Here is a 455-nt window from a genome sequence, read left to right as displayed (position 1 = left end):
CCCGACGTAACAGCCTTGTAGTCTTTCCAGCTTACAAATCTCAGGCTATTGCGTACAACATGCACAATACACAGTTGAATATCAGTATGAGGGTAAACAGAGGCTATCGCGTCAGGAAAGCCTTTTAATCCATCTACACAGGCAACAAGAATGTCCTGTACTCCTCGATTTTTTAGCTCTGTCATGACTGACAGCCAGAATTTGGAACCTTCTGTTTGAGCAAGCCACCTGCCAAGAAGTTCTTTTTGGCCATCCAAGTTAATGCCTAATGCTAAATAAACTGATTTATTGATTACTGTTGAATGCTGACGAACCTTAACAACAATGCAATCTAAATAGACAACAGGATAAAGACTATCGAGTGTTCTATTTTGCCATTCTGTCACTTGTTCAATGACAGCATCCGTTACCTTACTAATAAGGGAGGCAGATACATCGGCATCGTACATTTCTTT

1 protein-coding gene is annotated in these 455 nt (G+C 40.7%); it reads right to left on the bottom strand.

The genetic code is table 11. The features are described from left to right. Window positions 1–455 (bottom strand): IS256 family transposase (locus tag J582_RS25590; protein ID WP_032049029.1); only part of this gene is annotated, 455 nt, incomplete at both ends.

The organism is Acinetobacter sp. 1566109, assembly GCF_000582255.1.
Classification (GTDB): domain Bacteria; phylum Pseudomonadota; class Gammaproteobacteria; order Pseudomonadales; family Moraxellaceae; genus Acinetobacter; species Acinetobacter nosocomialis.
The sequence above is the reverse complement of the archived record's forward strand: the minus strand, read 5'-3'. Positions and strand labels throughout refer to the sequence as shown.